The organism is Corynebacterium mastitidis DSM 44356 (assembly GCF_000375365.1).
Lineage (GTDB): Bacteria > Actinomycetota > Actinomycetes > Mycobacteriales > Mycobacteriaceae > Corynebacterium > Corynebacterium mastitidis.
This window is the reverse complement of sequence record NZ_AQXB01000006.1, coordinates 19,330-42,233: the sequence shown is the minus strand read 5'-3', so window position 1 is coordinate 42,233 and position 22,904 is coordinate 19,330. Positions and strand designations below refer to the sequence as shown.

The window sequence follows — 22,904 nt, the reverse complement described above, 5'->3', positions numbered from 1 at the left end:
GCGCTAGGCCCCCGGCGCCTCGGCGTCGCGCAGGCGGCCCGCCACCTCGCGGGCAAAGTCCGCCACGGGCCCGCCTTCGCGGGCGGCGTACCTGTGCAGCGCGTCGAAGGTCTCGTAGAGGTCCCGGCGGATCATCAGCTCGTCCTCCCCGAATCCCCCCTCGCCCGCGGGACGCAGCAGGCGCTCCACTGGCAGCACCTGGTCCTCCTCCAGGCCGATGGAGCAGTCCCCCGCCGCCCGCGCCACGGAGTGCACCAGGTTGTGCGAGGTGCCCAGGTGCATGGCCGTGACCTCCCCCAGGGCCAGGCCCACCAGCGCGGTGACCAGGCGGGAGCGCAGGGCGTCCTCGTCGCGGACCTCCGGCCACAGGGAACGGACCTCGCGCGCCCAGGCGTCGATGAAGGCGTCGGCCTCGTCGTCCTCGATGGGGCGGGCAAAGAGGTACTGGGGAAAGCCGCCCACCACGCTGGCGAGGTCGAAGGCGGTGTCCCGGAAGTCCGCCCACTCGTAGTCGAGGAAGTGCGTGCGCTCGGCCACGATGATGTTGTCCGGCGAGAGGTCGAAGGGGGTAAAGGCGCGCTGGCCCCCGCGCAGCCGGCGGATGGCCTCGCGGGCCACCCGCTCCACGGCGTCGGGCACCTCGATCCCGGCCTCGCGCAGCAGCCCGAGGCCCTGCCTGATCCCGTGCTCCTGGGAGGCCAGCCGGTACTGGTTGATCCGGGCGGCCTTGGGGTGGGAGCGGGCCATGCGGGAGCGCAGGGAGATGAAGTCCCGCTCGCGCCGCGCGGTGGCGGCGTGCATGAGGCCCAGCGCCTGCCCCAGGTTGCGCAGGATGCCGATCCGGCGCTCCTCGTCCCCGCTGCTGAGCAGGTCCGCGAAGGTATCGCCCCGGCCGGAATCGGTAATCACCATGATCCGCTGGGCCACGTCGTAGGCCAGCAGCACGGGGCCGGGCCGCACGTCCTCGCTCAGGGAGGTGGTGAACTGATAGGCCACCACCTCGCGCACCAGGGCGGCGTCATCCAGGGCGTCGTCCGTCACCGGGATGTACTTGACCACCGCCGAGCGCTCCTGGAGGAAGGGGTTGGGGCTCAGCCGCACCCGCTGCACCACCGCGTTGCCGCCGCCGAGGAGCAGCTCGGCGTCCGAGCAGCGCTGGGTGCCGCCGAAGCGCTTGGACAGCAGCGCCTCCGCGCGGTCGAGGATCTCCTGATTGCTGGGCACCAACTCACCACTTCCTCATCGTCTCGGGCGCTATCCCTGCGTGCGCTCCTCGGTCTTCTTCGGCTCCGGCTTCTTCGGCTTGGCGTCGATGCCGGACTCCTTGCGCTGCTGCGGGGTGATGGCCGCCGGGGCGTCCGTGAGCGGGTCCACGCCGCCGCCGGACTTGGGGAAGGCGATCACGTCGCGGATGGAATCGAAGCCACCCAGCAGGGAGACGATGCGGTCCCAGCCGAAGGCGATACCGCCGTGCGGCGGGGCGCCGAAGGCAAAGGCGTCGAGCAGGAAGCCGAACTTCTCCCGCGCCTCCTCCTCGGAGATGCCCATGACCTTGAACACCCGCTCCTGCACGTCGCGGCGGTGGATACGGATGGAGCCGCCGCCGATCTCGTTGCCGTTGCACACGATGTCATAGGCGTAGGCGGTGGCCTCGCCCGGGTTCTCGTCAAAGCTGTCCAGCCACTCCGGCTTGGGCGAGGTAAAGGCGTGGTGCACGGCGGTCCAGGAGGAGTGGCCCAGGGCCACGTCGCCGGAGGCGGTGGCGTCCGCGGCGGGCTCGAACAGCGGGGCGTCCACCACCCAGGTGAAGGCCCAGTCGCCCTCCTTGATGAGGCCGAGCTTGGCGGCGATCTCCCCGCGCGCCGCGCCCAGCAGGGCGCGGGAGGACTTGGTATCGCCCGCGGCAAAGAAGATGCAGTCGCCCGGCCGCGCGCCCACGTGCTCGGCGATGCCCGCGCGCTCGGCCTCGGTGATGTTCTTGGCCACCGGGCCGGACAGCTCGCCGTCCTCGCCCACCAGGATGTAGGCCAGGCCCTTGGCGCCGCGCTGCTTGGCCCACTCCTGCCATGCGTCGAGCTGGCGGCGCGGCTGGGAGGCGCCGCCGGACATCACCACGGCGCCCACGTACTCGTTCTGGAACACGCGGAAGGTGGTGTCCTTGAAGAACTCCGTGCACTCGGTGATCTGGATGTCAAAGCGCAGGTCCGGCTTGTCCGAGCCGTACTTTTCCATCGCCTCGGCGTAGGTGATGCGCGGGATGGGGGTGGCGATCTCGTAGCCGATGAGCCTCCACAGCGCCACCAGGATCTCCTCGGCCAGGGCGATCACGTCCTCCTGATCCACAAAGCTCATCTCCACGTCGAGCTGGGTGAACTCCGGCTGGCGGTCGGCGCGGAAGTCCTCGTCGCGGTAGCAGCGCGCGATCTGGTAGTAGCGCTCCATCCCGGCCACCATGAGGAGCTGCTTGAAGAGCTGCGGGGACTGCGGCAGCGCGTAGAACGTCCCGGGCTTCAACCGCGCCGGAACCAGGAAGTCGCGCGCGCCCTCCGGGGTGGAGCGGGTGAGCGTGGGGGTCTCGATCTCCGTGAACTCGTGGGCGTCCAGGACCTCGCGGGCGGCGCGGTTGGCCCGGGAGCGCAGGCGCAGCGCCTCGCCCTGCTCCTTGCGGCGCAGGTCCAGGTAGCGGTAGCGCAGGCGGGCCTCCTCGCCCACCTCGCCGTGGGCGGCGGGGTCGTCAATCTGGAAGGGCAGGGCGGCGGACTCGTTGAGCACCTCCAGCTCCGTGACGTTGACCTCGACCTCGCCGGAGGGCAGGTTGGGGTTCTCGGAGCCCTCGGGGCGGGCCTCCACCACGCCGGTGGCCTTAATCACGTACTCGCTGCGCAGGTCGTGGGCGCGGGTGGCCACCTCGGAGTCGCGGAACACCACCTGGGCCACGCCGGAGCGGTCCCGCAGGTCGATGAAGATCACGCCGCCGTGATCGCGCCGTCGCGCCACCCATCCCGTGAGGGTGACGGTCTGACCAGCATGTTCTTTGCGGAGTTCCCCCGCAAGGTGGGTACGCAGCACGGAGCCTCGGTTCCTTCCCCTAGACGCTTATATTTTCCATGAGGGGCCACCACGGGCCTCATAGTACAAACGCGTAGTTTACCTTCCCCCTCGCGTCTGCGACCGCGCCGCCCCGTATCGGCTCCCGCTATGTGGCAGCATAGCAGCATGACCTTCCGTAAAGATGCTTCCTACGATACCGGGCGCGCCCGCTCCTCCAGCGGCGGGCGCGGCGGGCTGGTCGCCGGCGGCGGCGTGGGCACCGTGGTGCTGGTGGGCCTGTATCTCCTCCTCGGGGGCAACCCCTCCGACCTCGGTTCCCTGCTCGGCCAGGAAGGCCAGGGCGGGCAGAATGCCGGGGACTATAGCCTGGAGCACTGCCGCACCATCGAGGACGCCAACGAGCACGACGACTGCCGCATGGTGGCCACCGCCGAGACCATCGACGAGGTCTGGGCGGACCAGCTCCCCGCCCAGGCGGGCCTGTCCTACTCCGAGCCCGGCCTGCACCTGTTCCGCTCCTCGGTGAACACCGGCTGCGGGGCCGCCAGCTCCTCCACCGGCCCCTTCTACTGCCCCGCCGATCAAACGGTGTACCTGGACGTGTCCTTCTTCGAGCAGCTCGCCTCCCTGGGCGGCTCCGCCGGACCGCTGGCGCAGATGTACATCGAGGCCCACGAGTTCGGGCACCACATCCAGAACCTGGAGGACACCCTGGGGCTGAGCGATTACCGCAACCCCGGCGCGGACTCCAACGCCGTGAAGATCGAGCTGCAGGCGGACTGCTACGGCGGGGTGTGGGCGCACTACGCGGACGATAGCGAGGAGATCGAGGCCTTTAGCGAGGAGCAGCTCAACCAAGCCATCGAGACCGCCGGGGCGGTGGGAGACGACAACATCCAGCGCCGCTCCGGCGGCTCGGTCAACCCCGAGGGCTTTACCCACGGCACCTCCCAGGAACGCAAGGAGGCCTTCCTGCGCGGCTACGAGACCGGCACGATGGCCTCCTGCGACACCCTGGGGCGGGGCGTGTACCGGAGCTAGCCCCTACACCTGCAGCTCGGGGTGCAGGTCCTTGTGCTTGATGACCCGGTGGCGGCGCGCCGCGATGGAGGAGATCAGCAGGCACAGCGCCCACACGAGCACCAGCGTGGCGAGCGCCGCGAGCGCCCGGTGATCCCCGGGCTCGGCGCCCAGGATGGCGTAGCGGAAGAGGTTGACGCTGTAGGTCATGGGATCCACCGGGTGCACCCAGCTAAAGAAGGAGGGCTGCGTTTCCACCGGGTAGAGCCCGCCGGAGGAGGTGAGCTGCACCGCCATGAGGATCATGCAGATGACGCGCCCGGCGGTGGCCCCCACCACGGAGTTGATCATCTGGCTGATCGCCACGAACACGGCGGAGACCCCCCACATCGCCGCCAGCAGGTGCAGCGGGTGCTCGGATTTCAGGCCGATGAGGAACTCCAGCACCAGCCAGACGATGGTGGCCTGGGAGAGCCCCACGATCACGCCGGGAACATAGCTGGCCAGCACCGCGCGCAGCGGGGCCGTGCCGGAGTCCACCGCGCGCAACTGCAGGGGACGCAGCAGCATCCACATGGCGAAGGAGCCCATGAACAGCGCGAGACTGACGAAGAAGGGCGCCAGGCCCACGCCGAACTTGGTCACGTCCTGGTCCACCAGCTCTCGCTCCACGGGCTGACCGGCGGCGGCGGAGGCGTCGTCGAGGCGGTTGCCCTCCCAGGTGGGCACCTGGGAGGCGCCCTGGCCCAGGCGGAGGCTGAGCTCGTTGGCGCCGTCGTCGAGGCGGCCCAGGCCGTTGTTGAGTTCCCCGGCCCCGGAGTCCAGCGTCACCAGGCCGTCGCGCAGGGCGGTGGCCCCCACCGTGAGCTGGCGGCTGCCCTCCACGAGCTGGCTGGTGCCGTCGGCCAGCGTGTTGGCCCCCACGCGTAGCTGCGCGGAGCCGTCCTTGAGCTGGGAGATGCCCTCCGCGAGTTCCTGGGAGGCGCTGGCGGCGCGGTTCATGCCCGCGCGGTACTCGGAGACCGGGTTGCCCAGCTGGTCCGCGATCTGCCGCGCGCCGTCCTGAAGCATGAGCAACTGGTTGAGGCGATCCTGGCTCAGCCCGGCCTCCCGGATGCTCGCGGCCAGCCCCTCCACCTCGGCGGCCAGGCCGTTGGTCGGGGGAAGGTTGGCCTCGCGCAGCATGCCCGCGGCGTTGTCCAGCCTGCCCACGAGGCTTTCCTGCGCCTGCGCCACGCCGCTGAGCGTCCCCACCACCTGGTCCACGCCCCCGGAGACCCGGCCCGCGCCGTCGGCCAGGCGCTCGGTGCCGGCGTTGAGCTGGCCGAGCCCGTCCGCCAGTTGGCGGGAGCCGTCCTGGGCCCGGGCCAGGCCGTCGTCGAGCTGGCCCGCGCCGTCGGCCAGCTTGTGCGCGCCGGCGTCGGCCTCCCCGAGCTTGTCCGTCAGGGTGCCGGAGCCGTCGGTGAGCCGCTGGGAGCCGTCCGCGAGCTGGTCCGCGCCCTCCACCAAACGCCGGGAGCCGTCGCGGGCGGCGGTGGAGCCGTCCGCGAGCTGGCGGGAGCCGTCCACGGCCTGCCCCATCTTCTCCCCGATGGTGTTAAAACCCACCAGGAGCTGATTGCTGATCTTCTTGCCCAGCTCGGCGTCGATGCTCTGCAGCATGATGACGGTGGCCTGGTTGCCCAGCATGGTGGGGATGAAGCCGTTGTTGTTGTACAGGGCCACGTTGAGCTTGGCGCTGTGCGGGGCCTGCGAGTTGACGCTCACGGCGGCCCGGGAGAAGTCCGTGGGCAGCTCCACGGCAAAGTAGTAGTCTCCCCGGAGCACGCCCTCCCGCGCCTCCTGAGCGGAGACGAGGTGGAAGTCCAGCTCGTCGGACTCCAGCATCTTCTCCGCCACCTGCTGCCCCGCGTTGACGGTGGCACCCTCGCGCTGCGCCCCCTGGTCGGAGTTGACCAGGGCCACGGGCAGCTTGCCCATGTTGCCGATCGGATCGTAGTAGGCCCACACGAAGAGCCCGCCAAAGACCAGCGGCAGGCAGGTGACCACGAGGATCGCCAGGCGCGGGAGCACCCCGTGCCCAAAGCGCCGCAGCTCGGAGCCGATATGGAAAAGAGACATCAGTTTTCCTCCGAAAGGGTGGGAATCTGGTCCTGGCGGGTGGGCACGCGGGGCATGGGAGAGGCGGTTCCCGGCTCCTCGGCGGGCACGGCGCGCATGATCCGGGTGGCGTCCTCCTCGTCGCTCTCCCGGTGCCGCGCCTCGGCGCGACCGCCACCGGCGGCCTTGGGCCGCCCCGACTGCGCAGACCGCCCGGGCTGCTCCGCTGAGCCCGGGCCTCCGCCGGTATCGGCCTGGGGGCGCAGGTCGATCACGCGGTGCGCGATGCCGGAGGAGTCGGGGTTGACCGTGGAGGCGATCACCGGCAGGCTCAGGGAGAGCTCGCGCAGCTCGGCGAGGATCTCGTCGCGCAGCGCCATGTCCCGCACCTGGTCCACGTCGTCCACGATGAGCGCGGCGGCCTCGCCGCGCGCCACGAGCGCGAGCAGCACCCGCAGGCGGAAGCGATCGTGGGGGTTAAGCTCCCCGACCTTCGTCGCGGGGTCGATGTCCAGCCGCAGGGGTTCCAGCCAGGGGCGCACGAGGTCGTGTCCGAGCACGTCGCGGCCCACGCGCCTCCACCACGGGCTGGCCCAGTTGATCTGCTCGCGCAGCACGGCGCGCACGGGCACGATGCGATCGAGCGAGTCCACCTCCGTGGCCCCGGCCAGCGCCACGAGCCGGAAGATGTCCCCCTGCCTATGCGCGGAGACGCCCCGGTGTTCCAGGCTGACGGAGCCGGAGGTGGGGCGGCGGCGCCCGGCGAGCGTGAGGCTCAGCGCCGTGTGAAAGTTCTCCCGGTTGTTGCGCAGCAGGGTCAGCCCCGGCCCCACCGCAAAGCTCCATCCGGGTTCCGGCTGATCCGCCTGCACGCGGACGCGGTTGGCGGCAAGGGTAAAGGCCGCGCGGTGCCGTGCCCCTCTCCCATCGTTCATGCTGGTGTCCTCGTCATTCCCGATCAAGTGGAGGATAGACTATCACTTTTTAAGGCTCTATAATTCATCCGAGGCCGCCGCCGTGTCAACCCCACCGCCGCCTCCGGCACCCGCCCCATCGGCCTCCCCGCGAGGCAAGAAAGAGAGGTCCGCGCCGTGCGTACCGACGCCCGCGAGCGCAGGCAGCACATCATCGACGCCGCCTGCGATCTCTTCCGCACCACCAACGCCTCCGAGGTCACGATGGACCGCGTGGCCGAGCGCGCCGGGGTGGGCATCGCCACGCTGTACCGCAACTTCCCCGACCGCGAGGCGCTGATACGGCACTGCACGCTCTACCTCCTGGGGGTGGTGCGTCAGATCCAGGCCGATACCCTGGCCCGCTTCGCCGCCGCCCCCGAGCACGCGGAGCGCACGTGGCGGCGCTTCGTCTCCGAGCTGGTGGAGCTGGGAACCGGGGCGCTCGTCCCGGCCCTGGCCCCGGCCTCCATGCAGGACCTCGGCCCCGAGGGGGCGCCCCACCGGACCTCGGTGCGCGAACACACCCAGGCCATCCTGCGCGCCGCCGCCGCGCACCGGCTCGTCTCCCCGGGGTTGGCCGCGCACGAGTTCATCACCCAGCTCAGCGTGCTCACCCGCCCGCCGATCGCCGGGGTCGCGCGCCTTAATCCCGAGGTCACCGCCCAGCTCGTCGAGGGGTACCTGGATCACCAGCGCGAGCTGGGGCGCGCCCGCGCCTAGCCCGTTTCCTCCCGCAAACTTCCCTCCCGCCCGCCGCCGGTGGGCGCGGTTTTGCGGCGACGCCTTGGGGGACATCCCGGAGCGGAATAGCACGGCGTCGTTTTTGTTGACATATCATAGAAAGGCATTACCGGAACCCACCCGCGAAGGAGACAGATCATGCAGTTTGGCATCATGAGCGTCGGAGACGTCACCCAGGACCCCACCACGGGGCGCACCCCCACGGAGGCCGAGCGCATCGAGGCCATCACCGCCATCGCGCTCAAGGCGGAGGAGGTGGGCCTGGACGTCTTTGCCACCGGCGAGCACCACAACCCGCCGTTCGTCCCCTCCTCGCCCACCACGCACCTGGCCTACATCGCGGCCAAGACCACCCGGCTGCGACTATCCACCTCCACCACGCTGATTACCACCAACGACCCCGTCAAGATCGCCGAGGACTACGCCTTCCTCCAGCACCTCTCCGGCGGGCGCAACGACCTCATGCTCGGGCGCGGCAACAGCGGCCCCGTGTACCCGTGGTTTGGCAAGGACATCCGCCAGGGCATCCCCCTGGCCGTGGAGAACTACCACCTGCTGCGCAGGCTCTGGCGCGAGCGCGTGGTCAACTGGGAGGGGACGTTCCGCACCCCGCTCCAGGGCTACACCTCCACACCCTGGCCGCTGGACGACGTTCCCCCCTTCGTGTGGCACGGCTCCATCCGCTCCCCGCAGATCGCCGAGCAGGCGGCCTTCTACGGCGACGGCTTCTTCCACAACAACATCTTCTGGAACAAGGAACACACCGCCTCCATGGTGCACTCCTACCGACGCCGCTTCGAGGCCTTCGGGCACGGGCGCGCCGACCAGGCCATCGTGGGGCTCGGCGGGCACGCGTTTATCGCGGACACGGAGGCCGAGGCCAAGAGGCAGTTCCGCCCCTACTTTGATAACGCCCCCGTCTACGGCCACGGGCCCTCCCTGGAGGAGTTCAGCGAGCTGACCCCGCTGACCGTGGGCACCGCGGAGCAGGTCATCGAGCGCACCATGCAGTTTGCCGGCTGGGTGGGCGACTACCAGCGCCAGCTCTTCCTCATCGACCACGCCGGGCTGCCCCTGGAGGTGGTGCTCGACCAGATCGAGCGCCTGGGCCGCGACGTGGTCCCGGAGCTGCGCCGCCGCATGGAGGCCCGCCGCCCCGAGCACGTCCCCTCCGACCCGCCCACCCACGCCAGCCTGCGCGCCGACGCCCAGCGCTCCCACCCGCACTTCCGCGTGCGCCCCGGCAACCCCGAGGGCCAGGGCGCGCGGGGCACACGGGACGCACAGACGGGCGAGAAAGAAAACAAGGGAACGCGAGCCTAACTCGCCTACACTGGCACCACCCGCGATCTCACCGCGATACCCCCAAGGAGGCGCACCCATGCACACACTCACCGCGATCACCGCCGGGCTCTCCACCCCCTCGAGCACCCGGCAGATAGCGGAGCAGATAGCCCAGGCCACCTCCGAGCGCCTGGCCGACGGCGGCCGCGAGGCCGACGTCTCGGTGATCGAGCTGCGCGACCTCGCCGCCGACCTCGCCTCCGCCATGACCAGCGGGGGCCTGCTCACCCCCCAGCTCCAGCGGGCCATCGAGCGCGTCACCCAATCCGACGGCCTCATCCTGGTCACCCCCGTGTTCAAGGCCAGCTACTCCGGCCTGTTCAAGATGTTCTTCGACGCCCTTGACGCCCAGGCCATCGTGGGCACCCCCACCGTCATCGCCGCCACCGCGGGCTCCCCCCGGCACTCCCTGGTGCTGGACTACGCCCTGCGCCCGCTGCTGAGCTACCTGCGCGCCACCATCATGCCCACCGGCGTCTTTGCCGCCACCGAGGACTTCGGCGGCGCGGAATCCGGCGCGCTCACCGCGCGCATCGCCAAGGCCGGAGGGGAGCTGGCCCAGGCGATCGCGGGCAGCGCCCCCAGCGCCCCCGCCGGGGAGGAATCCTTCCTCGGGCTCCTCGACCAGCACGCCGGAGGCTAAGCATCGAGGACGCCGCCGACCATGTAACGTCGTGGAGGACCGTGACCCCAACCTGATTTGAAGGGTTCTCCATGACCATTAGCGTTGTCGATCTCTTCAGCATCGGCATTGGCCCCTCCTCCTCCCACACCGTGGGCCCCATGCGCGCCGCGCTGGCCTTCATCGACCACCTCCAGGGGGTCCAACCCGCGACGATCAGGGTGGAACTGCGCGGCTCCCTGGCCGCCACCGGGCGCGGCCACGGCACCGACCGGGCCGTGATCCTGGGGCTCGCCGGTTACGACCCCGTCACCGTGCCCGCCGACGCCTCCCCCGCCCCCGGGGAGCCCGTGGCCGTGGTGGGCACCACCACCGGCCCAGCCGGGTCCTACCCCTACGAGATCGACTTCAACCCCGTGGCCCTGGAACTCCACCCCAACGGGATGATCTTCACCGCCCTCGACGCCGCCGGCCAGCCGCTCTGCGCGCCCCAGGACTACTACTCCGTGGGCGGGGGCTTCATCCTCACCGGCACCGAACTGCGCGCCCAGCTCGACAGCGAGGGCGGCCTCGGCTCCGGCGCCGCCACCCAGGCCACCGAGGCCCCCGTGCCCTACCCCTTCGGCACCGCCGAGGAACTGCTCACCCGGTGCCAGGAACAGGGAAAGAGCGTGGCCCAGATCATGGCGGCCAACGAGGAGGCCCTCCACGGCGACCTCGACGTGGTCAACGACCACCTCGACCGCGTGTGGCGCACCATGCGCCAGTGCGTCACCGCGGGGATCTCCACGCGCGGCGTCCTCCCCGGCGGGCTCTCCGTGGTGCGCCGCGCCCCCGAGGTCTACGAGCACCTCCTCCAGGAACAGGAAAAGAACGCCGCCGGATTCGGCGCGATGGAGTGGTCCAACCTCTACGCCCTAGCCGTGAACGAGGAAAACGCCGCCGGGGGCCGCGTGGTCACCGCCCCCACCAACGGGGCCGCCGGGATCATCCCCGCCGTCATGCACTACGCGCGGGACTTCCTCGACGACTTCACCGCCTCCAAGGCCCGCGAATTCCTGCTCAGCGCCGGGGCCATCGGGGCCATCATCAAGGAAAACGCCTCCATCTCCGGCGCGGAGGTGGGCTGCCAGGGCGAGGTGGGCTCCGCCTCCGCGATGGCCGCCGCCGGGCTCTGCGCCGTGCTCGGGGGCACCCCGCAGCAGGTGACCTGCGCCGCCGAGATCGGGCTGGAGCACAACCTGGGCCTTACCTGCGACCCCGTGGGCGGACTGGTTCAGATCCCCTGCATCGAGCGCAACGCCATCGGCGCCGTAAAGTCCATCAACGCCGCCCGCCTGGCCAGGCTCGGCAACGGCACCCACCGCGTGAGCCTGGACGAGGTGGTACACACCATGGCGGAGACCGGGCGGGACATGCTCACCAAGTACAAGGAGACCGCCGCCGGGGGCCTGGCCGTGACCCTGGGGCTGCCGGTGAGCTTTACGGAGTGCTAACTGCTCCCCGCGCAGGGATCGGGTAATCCTTGGTTCCTGCCACAGGCTCCGGGCACGCGTCCACGCCTTGGATAGGGCTACGAGTCCTTCTTCAGGAGCGTTCCGGAGCGAAGAATCTTTTTAAACTCCTCAACATCTACGGCGCCATAGACAAACGGGGCAAGCTTAACAGAGGTTTTCTTTATTTCAACCCTATCCTCCTGAAAGGGAGTCTTTTTAACCACGCGCCACTCCCCGTATATCTCAAGGATATTAACAAATCCACCCTCCGAGAATTCCGAAAGAACCCCCGTGCCGGGTATTAAATCATAATGATAAAAATAATCAAGAGAAAAGGAGTAATGCGAGAGATAAAGCCGAGCCGGGCGACCCTTAAAAAAGGTACCACATACGTAGAATACAGCGGTCACGGATACCGCGTTTATTATGCTATACCCCGCATAGTAGACCCATGGAGAGAACTCTATCTCCATATCGAAAAATAGCATGTCGGACAGCATTGTTGACTGCAGAAGAATGAGAAAGGAGGAAAAATAAAAGGGCGAGTATAGGCGTAGAAATATCTCCTCGCCAGGACTGTGGGATAGCACCCTAGAGACCATCCACCCAAGGATTCTAGGATAATATCCAGCAAGGTGCATGAGAAACACGACGCTCATGCACAGGGTCATAAATAGAGCAACCCGCCGATTTGCAACAGGCCCGCATCAAATAGGAAGTAATATAAGAATCCCAGGAGCCCTAAGAAGAAGATTATGAAAAACGATCTTACAATAAATCTGATAAATGTGGTAACAATGGGGAACTTTTTCTTTATTGCAACAATTTTCGTCCAGAGAAAATAAGAAATGAGCACCGTTAAATACTCCTTTCCGAATTATTTTCTTCATTATAGCATGCTGCACTCGCGGAGGGCGGAACCTAGGTTATTCTGAACTGTAAAAATCACCCAGCATGCACCGAATCCACACCACTCACACTATCATTACTTCATTTTCAATATAGCCTATCGGCATACCGGTAATATTCGCTACGCCCTACCCTACTTCCCACCGCTGGGACACATAGCCCGAACCGAAGCATAAACATTATTAGTCCGACCAGTGCGTTCATTCTTCCGCTCGAATCGCACATTCCCCTTGCACCTTTCTTCTTCTCCGCGAGGAGAGGCCGTGAAGGTAAAATTATACGTCTTCGTGCGTCCGCTATACGGAAGATCAACCATCGATCCTCCCCCTTCCACCTTAACGTTCTCAACATGGTAGGAAGAATCCGCCTCATTCAAAAATTCTTCGAGGTCCACGGTATCAACATTATCCGGGGAAAAAGACAACACCCACAAACCAAAAACAAAAGCTACAGGCGTACCTAAAAGAAGAATAACACGACGGATCAACTTGGAAAGCTTGAGGGGGTTTCCATACGCCAGCCACGCAGGAAGAAAAAGAAAGAAAGTTATTAAAAATATAGCAGCGGAAGTCCAGTCCGTGGAATCAGCCGCATATATGCCCGTGACAGGAACATTATCTAGAGTCATATTCCCTCTCTTGTAAAAGGTGAAAATTACCACAGCCGCACTTATTCATGGGAAAGTAAATTTCCGGATCGTATTAAGTTCACAATCACTTCAGGCCCTTCAGAACCGTAGATATTGGAATTTATAAACTGGGTAATTACCCTATCTTTGGAATTGTAATCCTTAAAGAACAGTAACCTAAACTTTTCAACCCTCCACACTCCACGAATCTTGAATCCCTTACTAAAAAGAAGATTATCATTCTCCGATAGGCGTGCCGTACCTGGGACCAGGACATAGTCATTAAATGATTTAACAGAGAAGGAATCTTTCCGTACATGGAAATAGGTGACCCCAAGCTCTGGGGAAGACAACAAAGCCCATCCGCCCCAAAGCCACGGTAGGAGACCGAGAAAAGCCACCAATCCCAGACCTAGATAATCTACATTATCTACGTACCCTACATAAACCATGTCAAAAATTGATACCGTGGCCATTGCGACGGAAAGCATAAGTAGACACATTATCCTAATAATATAGGACTTTGTAACAATCTCCTCCTCTGGCACACATCGCACAACCCTAGCGAGCATTGATCCACACAAACGAGGGAAAATGAGCGGTATTAAAATATAGACGAACGAGAATAGCATCAACAGCATGGGGATTGAGGATAGGAGTTCGAAAAGCTCCCTATATCTTACACATAGGACCATCCATAATATTGGAGCGGAAAAATATATACCAGCAAAAGCCCTCGCTAATATATGTTTCATAATTCTCAAAACATTGCTCCAGAATTTATGAGCGTTTACTTACCTTAAGCACAAGGGGGTAGCGATTCTTTAGTCTTCCTTTTCTCCATAACGGTCATTCCACAATTCTTGACTTTTCTTTGTGGCATAAGTTCCCGCAATGACAGATGCAGCTCCAACCAACAAAACAGGCGCAGCCGGCCAAAGCACTGCAGCAGTACCGACAACTGCCAGGGAAGCAACTCCTCCAATGGAATTAGTTACCCACGCTTCAGTGGGATCCATACCATTTTTGATATCTGCGCCTGCCCCAATGCCGACACCAACACCAGTTGTGGCATACCCGCCAATTCTCGCAGCTTTTGCTACATCATCCACCGAAGTTCCAATAGCTTTTGCCGCATCCTGCCCTGAATCTTTAACATAATTTGCATATTTTTCAGCCCCTCCAAAAAAGGCGGCATTACCCATGTCTTTACCGACGTTAGCCGTGTCGGTTTTCCCCCAGGACTTTCCTTTAACCTTTTTCCTATTATCGTAATCCTTGCGAGTCATGTAGCCGTCTTGCTTGGTGACCACCGGGTCCCCTTCGGCATCCCACTCAAGTTCTCGGACGATGGATATATCGCCTTCCTTCTTCTCCCGTACCCAGTGGGTCCTCCCGCTGTTATTGGTTTTCCCATAGAGAACCGTCCCGTCCTCCATCCGATACACGGGGGTATCTATACCCTCAACGCTCTTCGCGCCGTCGTGCCAGCGGCCCTGGTCGTCCTGGAACATGCCGTCGTACGGATCCTGGGTGACGGTGCCGTTGTACCAGGTCTGGTTGTTCTCCCCCGTCTCGGGAGGCGATTCCACCAGCGTGTTGTCGATCATCTGGGCCTGATCGAGCCCGCCCTCGTCCTTCCACACCAAGGACGCAACGGCCTCCTGCTGCCCCTCGGTATTATTGTGCGTCCAGTCGGAGGTTCCGTACCCGTTGGGGTGCTCGGTGATGTAGCCGCCGTTGCCGTCGGCAAAGGAACGCTTGTCCAGCTCGCGGTTGTAATAACCGGGCACGGTCGTGCCCTGCGTGGGATCGGAAAAGGTCCCGTCTCCGTTGTTAAACGGGTGGTTGTCAATGTTGGAGCCCTTGCTCGTTCCGGTCCGGTTCGCCCAATCCTGGCGATCCTGTTGGGGCAGATCTACCTCGGAATTATTGATCGTCTTCAGGTTCGTGGGGCTGCCGTCCTCGTCCCATTGGACCTGGGAAAGGGACTCCTGCTTGGTTCCCTCCTTATTCGTTACCGTCCAGTCCGTGCGCCCGGAGCCGTCCTTACGCGGGTGTTCCGTCACCCTCCGGCCGTCCCCCAGTTCCCAGGAGCGCTGCCCGGTGACCGGATTCTTGCTCATGTTTTCCGGGTTCTTTGCCGGGTTGTCGCTGGCGGGCTTGGTGGCGCTGTACTTGTCCGGGTCGGCCAGGATCGGCAGCGCCGTGGTGTGCTCGGGGTCCACCACCTGAATGAGTTCCCCGGTCTCCGGGTCTACCTCAAAGTAGGTGGGCACCTCCCTCCCCAACGCATCGTATGCCCACGGGGCCTTCACGTGTTTCGTCACATTACCCTGTGCGTCGAGCACGTCCACGGACCCATCCGGGTTTTCCACCACGCGGCCGCCCGGAGGAACATCGAGGTCGTAGCGATACTCGCGCGGAGAATCCGGCCCCTCAAGCAGGATCAGGGACTGCTCCCGCCCGTTTCCCCAATTCAGGTCGCCCTGCCACGAGCGTTGACGGCGGCGTCGCTCCAGCACCCCAAGGCCACCGATGGCCGCGCCGACCGCGCCAAGCGGGGCCGCCGGGACGTCGTCCGTGTTCTCCCGTGCCTCGCCCTGCGGTGCCCCGGTGTTCTCCTGCGGAGCGTGACCAGGCGTATCTCCGGGAATAGCGGCCTCCGAGGAGGCGGTTCCCGCGTCCTCGGTGCCCTCCGGGTCCGGGGCAATCACCCGGCCCCGCAGCTCCTCCTGTACCTCTACGACTTTCTCCCCGGTGGTGGGGTCCACCCGGACTATCTCGCCGGTGGCGCGGCCGTCCTCTCCCACCACGGCCCGTGCCCCATCGCCTATGTCCGCTACCTGCACCGTGCGCGGCTGACCGTTATCCCCGGGCAGTTCCTCCTCCCAGAGGGGGATGGCGGGGACGTTGGATCGGGCGCTATCACCGGCAGAGGGCCCCTCGACTCGCGCGTTTCCCTGTTGAGAGGCACCACGGCGCGATTCTCCCAAAGGCCCCAGGCGCATGTCTTGCTCGTACTGAGAGGGGGTACGCCCGGAATCGTCCCAGCGATGCGTGCGCTGGTGCCCTTGGCTGGCGCCGTCATCCCAGCGGTGTTCCCGCCCGTACAGGGGACCGGAATCCTCCTCCCCCGTGGCACCGCTGGTTCCCTGCTGCCCGGCAGCGGGCGGCGCCACATTCTGCTGTCCGGCGTCGTTGCCCCCGGGGCCACCCACGCATACGTAGGGAGGCCAGGATCCCGGGCCGGGTTCCTGCCCCGGGTGCGACGCGCGCCATAGCGCCTCCATCGTGGCGTTATGCGCGGCCGTTTCCCTGGCGCAGCGCTCCTCGGGGGTCTCCGCATGAGCATACGGCGTGCCCAGGACCAGGACCGCCCCCGCGGCAAGAAGAGTGGCGCCGCGCAGAGGCATGCGCCCCGTCTGCTTCTTCATCACCTTTCCCCTTACCTCGCCGTCGCTCGGGTCCAGAGCGTGGTAAAACCGGACACCATGAGGGCCCCGCCGATAATCATGAGGACCACGTAGAAAAACATCACCGGGACGTATCCGTGCTGTTGGATGGGGCCATCGAGGTACTGCGACCAGGTCAGGGTGGCGATCATCATCGCCACACCCAGGCACAGGTTGGCGATGGGAATCCAGAGCGGAGTATGCTGCGGAGTCTGCGCGGTGGCCTTAGTCACTTCGATGGGGTATTCGCTGCGCTCATGCTGGCTCATGGTCGTTCTCCTTTACCTGATGCGCTGCGGATCGCCGTACACGTTGACGGCGTCGATAGAGGTGGGACTTATAGTGGAGATCGTCACGTAAGAGCGCACCGTTACCGGCCCCGCGCACCCGTTGACCTGGAGGTGCGCGCCGGTGAAACCGCCCGCCGCGCGCTTGTACTCCTTATCAATGGGCATGGACACCAGCGCCACGTTGGTGATCTTGCCCGGCTGCAGGTGCCCCTTGATCGCCGGGGATACCTCCGCCTTGCCGTCCACGCCGCCTTCGAGCTTGCCGGTGGCGTCGGCTCCGGCCTCGGCCTTTCCCGTGGCGTCCGCCCCGGTCTCCCCCTTGACCTTGCCGTCCGCGCCAATCTGAATGTTCCCTTCCGGTAGGTTCACCGATACGCTCGGCCCGGCCTCCCCGCCGAGCCCCATCTTCGGCCCACCCTCGACGCCTCCGGACACGCTCGGTCCGCCTTCCACCCCGCCGCTTACCCTCGGGGCAACGCCTACGGTCCCGGCGACCTCGTAATCCACGCCGGTGGAAATGTCCACCCCGCAGCCCACCTGATAGCCCGCCTCAAAGACGGCTCCGCGCAGCTCGGGCTCCCCCTGCCCCGTGATCCACACCTTGGCCTTGAGGCTGCCGAAGCTCTCCCCGGTGGTGACCGCAGAATCCAGCGGCGGGGCCACGTTGATCGTCTCGTCCTTCTTTTCCGCGTGCAGCACCCAACCATCCTCGGTGGTCTTTTCCAGGTATCGGTTCTCCAGGGACTTCTCCCCGCCAAAGGGGGCTGCGGGCCAGGGCACCATGTCCACCACGGGCTCCGCGTGCGCCATTCCGATCCCGGCTGCGGTAACGAGTCCTGTGATAGCCGCGCACGCCTGGGCGATCTGCTTTCTCATGGTCATAACCTCCACGGGTTCCTTTGAAGTTTTTAAGCCTTCATGAAGAAACGCTAATCCCACGGACACCATGCGCATCGGTTTTCGCAGATTTATTCTCAGAATCGGCGCATAAGTCCAATATATTGGACATATTACCCCCGTTTTCTTGCCTGTACCATTATCCAGGGCGTACCATTTATGCCCGCCCGATAGTACAAGGGAGGGACGCGGCACGCCGCGCCCTCCCTTTCCCCCTACAACCGGCTCCTACTCCCGCACCTCGTCCGCCACGAGGGCCACCACGGAGTCCAGCGCCACGTCCCGCTGGCTGTGCTCGGCCAGGTCCTTCACCGCCACGGTGCCCGCCTCCAGCTCCTGGTCCCCCAGCACCAGCGCCAGCCTCGCCCCCGCGCGGTCGGCCCCCTTCATCGCGCCCTTGAGCCCGCGATCCCCGTAGGCCATGTCCGCGCGCACCCCGGCCATGCGCAGGTCGTTGACCAGGGCGGCCATCGCGCGCTTGGCCCGCGCCCCCAGGGCCACCCCGTAGACCTCCACGCGCGGCGCGCTCAGGTCGATCCCCTCGGCCTCCAGTGCCAGCACCGTGCGGTCCACGCCCAGCCCGTAGCCGATGCCGGAAAGATCCTGCCCGCCGAGCTGCGCCAGGAGGCCGTCGTACCGCCCGCCGCCGCCGATGCCGGACTGCGCGCCCAGGCCGTCGTGCACGAACTCGAAGCAGGTCTTGGTGTAGTAGTCCAGCCCGCGCACCAGGTGCGGGTTCACGGTGTAGCGCACGCCCATGTCATCGAGTAGGCCGGTGACCTGCTCGAAGTGCTCGCGGCTTTCGGCGGAGAGGTGATCGAGCATCAGGGGCGCCTCCGCCACCATCTCGCGCACCTCGGGGCGCTTGTCGTCCAGCACGCGCAGGGGGTTGATCTCCGCGCGGCGGCGCGTCTCCTCGTCCAGCGGGAGGGCAAAGAGAAACTCCTGCAGCTTCTCCCGGTACTGCGGACGGCAGGTGTGATCGCCCAGGCTCGTCAGCTCCAGGCGGAAGCCGCTGAGCCCCAGGGCGCGGTAGCTGCGATCCGCCAGGGCGATGATCTCGGCATCCAGGGTGGGGTCGTCCACGCCGATGGCCTCCACGCCCACCTGCTGCAACTGCCGGTAGCGCCCCGCCTGCGGGCGCTCGTAGCGGAAGAACGGCCCCGCGTAGCAGAGCTTGGCCGGGAGCTGCCCGCGATCCAGGTGGTGCTCGATCACCGCGCGCATGACCCCGGCGGTACCCTCGGGCCGCAGGCTCACCGAGCGCCCGCCGCGATCCTCGAAGGTGTACATCTCCTTGGTGACCACGTCCGTGGACTCCCCCACGCCGCGCGCAAAGAGCGCCGTCTCCTCAAAGACCGGCAGCTCGATGTGCTCGAAGCCCGCGGTGCGGGCCTGCTCCACAAAGGTATCGCGCACCCGCACGAATCCGGCGGAGGCCGGGGGGACGTAATCGGGCACGCCCTTGGGGGCCTTATAGGCTTGATACTTCTTCTTCTCGCTCACCCCCCATACTCTAGCGCCCCACCCGCAGCAGGAAGGGGTTGGTGGCCCGCTCGTGGCGCACGGTGGTCTCCGGGCCGTGCCCGGGCAGCACGCGCAGACCCTCGTCCAGGCCCGCCACCGGCCCGCGCAGGGTATCCAGCATCGCCTCGGGGTCGGAACCGGGCAGGTCCGTGCGGCCGATCCCGCCCCGGAACAGCACGTCGCCGCTCCAGCACACCCGCTCGCCCACCAGCATGACGCTGCCGGGCGAATGCCCGGGGGAATGGATCACCGCGTGGTCGCTGCCCGCAATCAGCACGGCCTCCCCCAGCTTCTCGACGTCCCGGATGGGCACCATCGAGGCGACGTCGAACAGCTCCCGCAGCAGCGGCCCGCCGTCGAGCATGGGCACGTCCTCGGCGTGCACGCGCACCGGAACCCCGAAGTCGCGGGAGAGCTCCCCGGCGTCGCGGATGTGGTCGATGTGGCCGTGGGTAAGCACGATGGAATCGACCGTGAGCGAACCCTCGGCCACCGCCCGCCGCACCCGCTTAGCCGCGCCCATGCCGGGATCGATCACCGTGGCCCGGGCGCCGTCGTGCGCCAGGTAGCAGTGTGTGTCGAGGGGACCACAGGTAAGAGTGAGGATCTGCATGCACCCAACGCTACAATATGACAGATAGTTCAGACCCCCGACGCGAGATCCGAGGTACTACACCGGATGAACAACGAACAACGAGGCCAAGAGGCCCTCCAGCAACTTGATCGCGCCCTGCGCGGGCGCGACCGCGCCGAAAAGACCAAGCCGCTGATGGTGGTGCTCATGGCCGCCGTGGCGATCCTGGTCATCGTGGGTGGCATCGTCTACGCCGCGACCCGGGACGGCGGGGACACCGCCGCGGAAGGAAGCGGCGAGACCAGCAACGAGATGCCCACGCCCGAGGTTCTGGCGATGTCCCGCGAGACCCCGCTTGGCGACACCGTCACCTGCGAGTACCCGGACGCGGGCGAGGCCGCGAAGAAGGTAAGCAAGCCGCAGACGAAGGACGTCCCGGCCACCGGCACCGCCACCGTGACCCTGAACACCAACCAGGGCGAGATCGGCATGAAGCTGGACCGCTCTGTCTCCCCCTGCACCGTCAACGCCATCGCGCACATGGCCAAGGAGAAGTACTACGACGACACGGTGTGCCACCGCATGACCAGCGAGGGCATCTACGTGCTGCAGTGCGGCGATCCCTCCGGGACGGGCACCGGCGGGCCGGGCTTTAGCTTTGCCAACGAGTACCCCACCGACTCCCCCGAGGGTGAGGAGCTGCAGGTGGTCTACCCGCGCGGCTCCCTGGCGATGGCCAACTCCGGGCCGGACACCAACGGCTCGCAGTTCTTCCTCAACTACGAGGACTCCCCGCTGCCGCCCAACTACACCTACTTTGGCGAGATCGACGATAAGGGCATGGCCACCCTCGACGCGATCGCGGAGAAGGGCATCGAGGGCGGGGCCCTCGACGGTGCCCCGACCGAGGAGGTCAGGATCACCAGCGCCACGGTGTCCTAAGCGAATCCCCCGCGCCGCAGCGATCGCTCCCCGCCGCACACCGGCGGGGAGCTTTCTCATGCCCTCCTAGTTGGTCACGCGGTAGACGTCGAACACGCCCTCGGTGTTGCGCAGGGTGGTCACCAGCGCGCCTAGCTGCTTGGTGTCGGAGACCGCGAAGGTAAAGCGGATGGTGGCGATGTGGTCCTCGGAGGCGTGCGAGTTCATCGCCACCACGGAGAGCTTCTGATCCGTGATCGCCCTGGTGAGGTCCATGAGCAGGCCCTCGCGGTCCAGGGCCTCCACCTGCAGCGTGGCACTAAACACCGAGCCCTTCTGCTCCCCGGCCCACGCCACCTGGATGAGCCGCTGCGTCTCCGAGCGCAGCTTCTCCGCGTTGGTGCAGTCCGTGCGGTGCACCGATACCCCGCCGCCCCGGGTGACAAAGCCAAAGATGTCGTCGCCGGGGACGGGCTGGCAGCACTTGGCGAGCTTGGCCATCACGTCCGGGCTGCCCTCCACCAGGATCCCGGAGTTATCCGCCGTGGCCGTGGGCTTGGCGTTGACGATCTCCGAGAAGGGCGTGCGGCTGACCAGCTCGTCCTCGGCGGCCTCCTGGTCGCCAAAGATCGCCATGAGGCGGTGGGCCACCTGCTGCGCGGAGATGGTGCCCGCGCCGATGGCGGTGTAGAGGGCGTCCACGTCCGGGTAGTGGAGCTGCGCGGCCACCGTCTTCATCGACTGCGCGGTGAACAGCCGGTGCAGGGGCAGCCCCCCGCGCTGCACCTCGGCGGCAAGCGCGTCGCGCCCGGCCTCCAGGTGCTCCTCCCGGCGTTCCTTGCTGAACCACTGGCGGATCTTGGCCTTGGCCCGCCCGGAGACCACAAAGTCCTGCCAGTCCCGCGAGGGGCCGGCGTTTTCATCCTTGGAGGTGAAGATCTCCACGCGGTCCCCGGAGCTGAGCTTGGTCTCCAGCGCCACGAGCTTGCCGTTGATCTTGGCCCCGATGCAGCGGTGGCCCACCTCCGTGTGCACCGCGTAGGCAAAGTCGATGGGGGTGGAATCCACCGGGAGGTTCACCACGTCGCCCTTGGGGGTAAAGGCAAAGATCTGCTTGGCGGTGAGGTCGTAGCGCAGGGAGTCCAGGAACTCGTTGGGGTCCGCCGCCTCCTTTTGCCAGTCTAGGAGCTGACGCATCCAGGCCATCTGGTCCACCTCGGCCTGATCGCCCTTATGCGAGCCCTTGGTCTCCTTGTAGCGCCAGTGCGCCGCGATGCCGAACTCGGCGTTGTAGTGCATCTCGTGGGTGCGCACCTGTACCTCGAGCGGGCGCCCGGAGTTGGTCATCACCGTGGTGTGCAGGGACTGGTACACCCCAAAGCGCGGGGCGGAGATGTAGTCCTTGAAGCGCCCCGGCATGGCGGAAAAGAGGGCGTGCACCACGCCGATGGCGGCGTAGCAGTTGTGCACGTTATCCACGAGCACCCGCACGCCCACCAGGTCGAAGATCTCGTCAAAGCTGTGCCCGCGCACGATCATCTTCTGGTAGATGGACCAGTAGTGCTTGGGGCGCCCCATCACCTCGGCCTCGATGTTGTTCTCCCGCAGGGAGTCCTCGAGCTGTTCCTTGATCTCCGCCAGGGCGCGGTCGCGCTGCGGGGCGCGGTCGGCCACCAGGCGCACGATCTCGTCGTACTTCTTCGGGTACAGGATCGCAAAGGAGAGGTCCTCTAGTTCCCACTTCACGCTCGCCATGCCCAGGCGGTGCGCCAGGGGCGCGATGACGTCCAGGGTTTGCCGCGCCTTCTTGGCCTGCTTCTCCGGGGGGAGGAAGCGCATGGTCCGCATGTTGTGCAGGCGATCCGCCACCTTGATCACCAGCACGCGTGGGTCCTGGGACATCGCCACGATCATCTTGCGGATCGTCTCCGCCTCCGCCGCCGCGCCCAGGGCCACCTTGTCCAGCTTGGTCACCCCATCGACCAGGCGGGCAACCTCCTCACCGAAGTCCCGGGTGAGGTCGTCCAGGCCGTAGTCGGTGTCCTCCACCGTGTCGTGCAGCAGCGCCGCCACCAGGGTGGTGGTGTCCATGCCGATCTCCGCGGCGATGGTGGCCACCGCCAGGGGGTGGGTGATGTAGGGCTCCCCCGACTTGCGGAACACCCCCTCGTGCAGCCGCTCCGCCGTGGCGTAGGCGCGGTCCAGCACCTCCCCGTCCGCCTTGGGGTGAAACTGCCGGTGGATGCTCAGCAGGGGGTCCAGCACCGGGTTGACCTTGGTGCGGTGTCCGGTGAGGCTGCGCGCCAGGCGGGCGGACATGCCGCGCACTCCTACCGCGGCGCGGGGCTTGTTGGGGCGTTCCTGCGTCATGGG

Annotated in this window: 19 protein-coding genes; 6 read left to right on the top strand and 13 right to left on the bottom strand. The window is 66.1% G+C overall.

Features of this window, described 5'->3' with window-relative positions:
• Positions 1 to 3 precede the first annotated feature (3 nt).
• Both B140_RS14565 and aspS read right to left on the bottom strand, forming a co-directional pair.
• Positions 4 to 1,224, bottom strand: coding sequence for an aminoglycoside phosphotransferase/kinase family protein (locus B140_RS14565; protein ID WP_280512658.1), 1,221 nt, complete (start codon positions 1,222 to 1,224; stop codon positions 4 to 6).
• Positions 1,225 to 1,254: 30 nt separating this feature from the next.
• Positions 1,255 to 3,069 (bottom strand): aspartate--tRNA ligase, encoded by a 1,815-nt coding sequence (gene aspS / locus B140_RS0107870; protein ID WP_026166140.1) that lies wholly within the window; start codon positions 3,067 to 3,069, stop codon positions 1,255 to 1,257.
• A 147-nt stretch (positions 3,070 to 3,216) separates the two neighbouring features.
• Here aspS and ypfJ point away from each other — a divergent pair, with 147 nt between their 5' ends.
• Complete coding sequence (ypfJ, locus tag B140_RS0107865) at positions 3,217 to 4,092, top strand: KPN_02809 family neutral zinc metallopeptidase (protein WP_018118811.1); 876 nt, start codon at positions 3,217 to 3,219, stop codon at positions 4,090 to 4,092.
• A 3-nt stretch (positions 4,093 to 4,095) separates the two neighbouring features.
• Here the strand turns inward: ypfJ and B140_RS0107860 are convergent, their stop codons facing one another.
• Positions 4,096 to 6,192 carry a YhgE/Pip domain-containing protein gene (locus tag B140_RS0107860; protein ID WP_018118810.1) on the bottom strand — a complete coding sequence of 699 codons (2,097 nt, stop codon included), beginning with the start codon at positions 6,190 to 6,192 and terminating at the stop codon, positions 4,096 to 4,098.
• Positions 6,192 to 7,106: a hypothetical protein gene (locus B140_RS12275; protein ID WP_018118809.1), complete on the bottom strand. Its 915-nt coding sequence runs from the start codon at positions 7,104 to 7,106 to the stop codon at positions 6,192 to 6,194. The genes B140_RS0107860 and B140_RS12275 overlap by 1 nt, the downstream gene beginning before the upstream one ends.
• 156 nt (positions 7,107 to 7,262) lie before the next feature.
• Here B140_RS12275 and B140_RS0107850 point away from each other — a divergent pair, with 156 nt between their 5' ends.
• From B140_RS0107850 to B140_RS0107835, 4 genes are all read left to right on the top strand, one after another.
• The gene (locus B140_RS0107850) at positions 7,263 to 7,847 is read left to right on the top strand and encodes a TetR/AcrR family transcriptional regulator (RefSeq protein WP_018118808.1); all 585 of its coding nucleotides are present in this window, start codon (positions 7,263 to 7,265) and stop codon (positions 7,845 to 7,847) included.
• A gap of 159 nt (positions 7,848 to 8,006) precedes the next feature.
• On the top strand, positions 8,007 to 9,191 hold the full coding sequence (locus B140_RS0107845; RefSeq protein ID WP_018118807.1) for a CE1758 family FMN-dependent luciferase-like monooxygenase: 1,185 nt from the start codon (positions 8,007 to 8,009) through the stop codon (positions 9,189 to 9,191).
• A 58-nt stretch (positions 9,192 to 9,249) separates the two neighbouring features.
• Complete coding sequence (locus B140_RS0107840; protein WP_018118806.1) at positions 9,250 to 9,855, top strand: FMN reductase; 606 nt, start codon at positions 9,250 to 9,252, stop codon at positions 9,853 to 9,855.
• A gap of 71 nt (positions 9,856 to 9,926) precedes the next feature.
• Entirely contained in the window at positions 9,927 to 11,330 is a 1,404-nt protein-coding gene (locus B140_RS0107835; RefSeq protein ID WP_018118805.1) for an L-serine ammonia-lyase, read from the top strand.
• A 77-nt stretch (positions 11,331 to 11,407) separates the two neighbouring features.
• Here the strand turns inward: B140_RS0107835 and B140_RS13785 are convergent, their stop codons facing one another.
• The 8 genes from B140_RS13785 to B140_RS0107805 all read right to left on the bottom strand — a co-directional run bounded on the left by B140_RS13785 (position 11,408) and on the right by B140_RS0107805 (position 19,649).
• Positions 11,408 to 11,989: a hypothetical protein gene (locus B140_RS13785; protein WP_156801703.1), complete on the bottom strand. Its 582-nt coding sequence runs from the start codon at positions 11,987 to 11,989 to the stop codon at positions 11,408 to 11,410.
• A 383-nt stretch (positions 11,990 to 12,372) separates the two neighbouring features.
• Positions 12,373 to 12,867: a hypothetical protein gene (locus tag B140_RS13780; RefSeq protein ID WP_156801702.1), complete on the bottom strand. Its 495-nt coding sequence runs from the start codon at positions 12,865 to 12,867 to the stop codon at positions 12,373 to 12,375.
• A 41-nt stretch (positions 12,868 to 12,908) separates the two neighbouring features.
• Complete coding sequence (locus tag B140_RS13775) at positions 12,909 to 13,415, bottom strand: hypothetical protein (protein ID WP_156801701.1); 507 nt, start codon at positions 13,413 to 13,415, stop codon at positions 12,909 to 12,911.
• Between the two features lie 276 nt (positions 13,416 to 13,691).
• Positions 13,692 to 16,304 (bottom strand): hypothetical protein, encoded by a 2,613-nt coding sequence (locus B140_RS0107825; RefSeq protein ID WP_018118803.1) that lies wholly within the window; start codon positions 16,302 to 16,304, stop codon positions 13,692 to 13,694.
• A gap of 11 nt (positions 16,305 to 16,315) precedes the next feature.
• Positions 16,316 to 16,591 (bottom strand): hypothetical protein, encoded by a 276-nt coding sequence (locus B140_RS0107820; RefSeq protein ID WP_018118802.1) that lies wholly within the window; start codon positions 16,589 to 16,591, stop codon positions 16,316 to 16,318.
• A 12-nt stretch (positions 16,592 to 16,603) separates the two neighbouring features.
• Positions 16,604 to 17,494 carry an MspA family porin gene (locus tag B140_RS0107815; RefSeq protein WP_244874408.1) on the bottom strand — a complete coding sequence of 297 codons (891 nt, stop codon included), beginning with the start codon at positions 17,492 to 17,494 and terminating at the stop codon, positions 16,604 to 16,606.
• 243 nt (positions 17,495 to 17,737) lie between these two features.
• Positions 17,738 to 19,015: a histidine--tRNA ligase gene (hisS, locus tag B140_RS0107810; protein WP_018118800.1), complete on the bottom strand. Its 1,278-nt coding sequence runs from the start codon at positions 19,013 to 19,015 to the stop codon at positions 17,738 to 17,740.
• A 10-nt stretch (positions 19,016 to 19,025) separates the two neighbouring features.
• Entirely contained in the window at positions 19,026 to 19,649 is a 624-nt protein-coding gene (locus B140_RS0107805; RefSeq protein WP_018118799.1) for an MBL fold metallo-hydrolase, read from the bottom strand.
• Positions 19,650 to 19,715: 66 nt separating this feature from the next.
• On the opposite strand from B140_RS0107805, the gene B140_RS0107800 reads away from it, so the two are divergent.
• Positions 19,716 to 20,552 carry a peptidylprolyl isomerase gene (locus B140_RS0107800; RefSeq protein ID WP_018118798.1) on the top strand — a complete coding sequence of 279 codons (837 nt, stop codon included), beginning with the start codon at positions 19,716 to 19,718 and terminating at the stop codon, positions 20,550 to 20,552.
• A 66-nt stretch (positions 20,553 to 20,618) separates the two neighbouring features.
• Here the strand turns inward: B140_RS0107800 and B140_RS0107795 are convergent, their stop codons facing one another.
• The gene (locus B140_RS0107795; RefSeq protein WP_026166139.1) at positions 20,619 to 22,901 is read right to left on the bottom strand and encodes a RelA/SpoT family protein; all 2,283 of its coding nucleotides are present in this window, start codon (positions 22,899 to 22,901) and stop codon (positions 20,619 to 20,621) included.
• Between the last annotated feature and the right edge of the window lie 3 nt (positions 22,902 to 22,904).